A 3,239-nucleotide genomic window follows, 5' to 3' on the forward strand; every position below is an offset into this window, starting at 1 on the left:
TTCGTTTCGATCCCGACATGAAGGCATTCTTCATGCGTCTCAAGCAGCAAGGAAAGCCCGGAAAGGTCGCACTTGTCGCCGTCATGCGTAAAATGATCATCATCCTAAATGCTAGAATGCGAGACGCCAACGCAACGGTGCTTGACGCCTAACACCGTTGCTTTTTGTCTTCATCGTCTCTGCATTCGCCACTGGAACAAATTGGCTTATAATCAGTCCCACCGACAAGACGGCCACTTGAATTCGCATGTTATGCTCCTCTGCTTTCTCTAAAACAGTAGGAAACCATATGTAATGAAGAGGCATAACCCCAATATCTCGCCACCTATTCTTTCGCCTTATTTCAAGTTGTGAAATTTAAAGAATTCAACTCATGGCAGATTGTGAAGTCTCTCAAACTATGTTGTTCTCGATTCGTGGCCAAGGATGGCAGGTTAACATCCGGCTTGGGTGGAACTTATTTGATGAAGCGATTGTATCTATCGACAGCTAATATTGCGCCTTCAGCCAGAAACGATTTCTGGAGTTCAATCATCCGGCCAATATATGAAATCTCTTCCTACGATGGCGATACAACACACCTTCTGGAAGGTGAGATCTGGTCTTATTCAGCCGGCCCTCTCACGATTGGCGCCACTTCTTTCAATCAACAGCGATATCAACGCGACAAAAGGCTAATTGGGCTGACCGGTTTGGACTTCCATCTTGTCCAGCTCATAACTGTCGGCACCCTCAAGGGCGATTTTGATGGTAAATCTGTCAATGCCAGAGTCGGCGATATTGTTATCATCGACCTTGCACGCCCCGTTAGAAGTGAGGCGACAACTGGCCGAAGAATAACCACGACCCTTCCCCGTGATGTACTTAACCGTGCCGTTGCCTGGCGCGATATTCACGGTACGACATTGCCGGGGCACGCACCCACAACGCGAATGATTGCACATTTTCTGAAAGGCGTACTTGACGTCGCTCACCAACTGACCCCAGAAGAGGGAGCTGCTACCCAAGAGGCCATGATCAAACTATTCGCTGCGTCTTTGAATAACTTGGCCATGCCCCCCCCTTTGGCGACGTGGCCGCCTTAAATCACGGACTGAAAGATGCGATTGTGCAATATATCGAGCAGAACCTCTCTTCGTACAATCTTAGTATCACGTCGATCCAGAAACGCTTCAATATCTCCCGCAGTCATCTCTATCGTCTGTTTGAACCGGAAAACGGCATTTCGGGCTTCATAAAGGACAAGCGCCTCAATCTGGCTCTACGCGACCTGACAGGGCAACCCAACCGCTCCGTCACGGCCAAAGAACTCGCTTATCAATACGGGTTCGAGTCAGCAGGAGCATTCAACAGACAGTTTCGCGAACGCTTTGGCATGTCTGCAAAGGAAATGATCCATGAAGGCCATCTGGCGCCGATGAATGTAGGAAGTGATTTTGATCTTCACAACCACATTCGGACACGGGTTTTGACCGCCGCGCAGGCCATCAACAACACACCGCATTACCAATAGAACTCTGGGTAATTATGGCAGTCAAACCGTTCGCATTCCCGCATGGCCCTGCATTCTCTGAATGCCGATAACAAAGCTCCCAGCAGTATGAATCACCACCGATACTGAAATCGGTGATTTTTGGCACAAATTTCCCTGTCTGCAGGCATTTGTTTTTACGCGATATAGAAATGTTCTTTACGGCAGGACGCAACTCACTCTCGGAGAGACAACTCCATCTGCATATTTTCAATTATATCGTATTACTTCACTTTAAATTGCATAAATTACTTTACATTAACATTAATTGCACTCAGCTTCCCAAACACCATGTCGAAAGATTAAAAGTAGATTTTGATGCGTTATTGTATCGTTAAATCACAATTGTAAGCGCCTGGCTGCCGCCAAGAAATGTTATCATATGGGAGGGAATGATGCTGAAGTATACATTGGTCGCAGCCATTTTGTCTGGCGCCGCGATAACGCCGCCGTTTATCGCCGACGCCCGCGCTCAAACGACAGTGGAATGCCGGTCCAGAGATTACAAATACGATGAATGTTACGCTGGCCCTTTATCCAGACCTCAGCTTATTCACCAGACGTCGAGTGCTTCTTGCATTTTAAACCGCACGTGGGGATATAACCCAAAGAGCCGTTACATATGGGTTGCTCAAGGATGCTCCGGTGTCTTTGCAGATGTAGGCGGCTATCACCACGGCCGTGGCGATGGGTTTGACCCGGGAGCACGCCAATATGACCATCGAGGACATGACGTCGGCGGCGTCGTGGCAGGCGCTGTACTTGGTGCAATTGTTGAAGGAATGCTAACTGACCACCAGCAGAAGCACCATCATACAACGAGTAATCATCGCGATTCCGACGACTACAATGGTTGTCACGGAATCGGATGCACCGTCGACAGGCCCGATAACTCCGAGAGCATAGATCGAACACCCCAATTCGACTCGAACGGAGAACCGAACTACGATACTCATGGCAATTATATTGGGTGCCACGGAGTGGGCTGCCTCGTAGACAGCCCGGATTAAAGCTCTCCGGTGAGAGCGAGACTGAATTAATATCCCCGGCATCGCTCTTTATTCAGATAACGACTTGGCTTCAGAACATAAGCTTTGTTTGTCGAGTAACAAAACTCAAAATTTGAAGCCTTACTCTCCTTACCGTGGTGTTTCTCAATGGGAGCATACAGTGACAAGCCTGAAACTTAGACATTTATTGCTCGCTTTCGTACCGCTGGTAGTCGTCGGCTGCGTCACAGCAGACGAAGTCAACCAGGACACATGTTCGTCCTTCGGCTTCCGGCCTGGGACTGACGCATTCGCCAACTGCATGATGGAGCAAAACGCTCGTCACGAAGCTGATGAACAACGCGCTCAAGATCGCATCTATGCGCAGGAACAACGCGACCGCGAGCGTAAAAGAGAGCGTCGCCGCCGCGAAGAAAGTCAGATCGACACAAGACCACAGTTCGATAAAGATGGTAATCCGAATTTTGACACACAGGGCAACTATGTTGGCTGCCATGGCGTCGGATGTGAAGTCGATAATCCGGACAATTAGTCTGGGTGTTGGCGATGACCGGCCACAGTGCCGGTCATCTAGGTGTTTGGTCCCAGCATGTGATGGTGTAGAATTGTCACCGACACAGCGGAGGGAGCTATGGGCCAAATTCTCCACGGCAGCGCCAAGACCACGCACGCCATTCGAGCAGAACTACAGCGATCGA

The 3,239-nt window shown here is 49.3% G+C and carries 4 protein-coding genes and 1 pseudogene; all 5 read left to right on the forward strand.

All coding sequences use genetic code 11. From position 1 onward, the window contains the following. Window positions 1-152, forward strand: a pseudogene (locus F9K91_RS26515) (IS110 family transposase); the annotation flags it as partial. A 312-nt stretch (window positions 153-464) separates the two neighbouring features. Then, entirely contained in the window at window positions 465-1,085 is a 621-nt protein-coding gene (locus tag F9K91_RS25270) for an AraC-like ligand-binding domain-containing protein (protein WP_151679047.1), read from the forward strand. Then, window positions 1,073-1,513: a helix-turn-helix transcriptional regulator gene (locus tag F9K91_RS25275; RefSeq protein ID WP_151558548.1), complete on the forward strand. Its 441-nt coding sequence runs from the start codon at window positions 1,073-1,075 to the stop codon at window positions 1,511-1,513. The genes F9K91_RS25270 and F9K91_RS25275 overlap by 13 nt, the downstream gene beginning before the upstream one ends. Before the next feature lie 413 nt (window positions 1,514-1,926). Then, the gene (locus F9K91_RS25280) at window positions 1,927-2,541 is read left to right on the forward strand and encodes a DUF3011 domain-containing protein (RefSeq protein ID WP_151558546.1); all 615 of its coding nucleotides are present in this window, start codon (window positions 1,927-1,929) and stop codon (window positions 2,539-2,541) included. Window positions 2,542-2,701: 160 nt separating this feature from the next. Further along, window positions 2,702-3,073: a hypothetical protein gene (locus tag F9K91_RS25285; RefSeq protein WP_151558544.1), complete on the forward strand. Its 372-nt coding sequence runs from the start codon at window positions 2,702-2,704 to the stop codon at window positions 3,071-3,073. Window positions 3,074-3,239 lie beyond the last annotated feature (166 nt).

The sequence above is a fragment of the Brucella tritici genome (assembly GCF_008932295.1).
GTDB lineage: Bacteria > Pseudomonadota > Alphaproteobacteria > Rhizobiales > Rhizobiaceae > Brucella > Brucella tritici.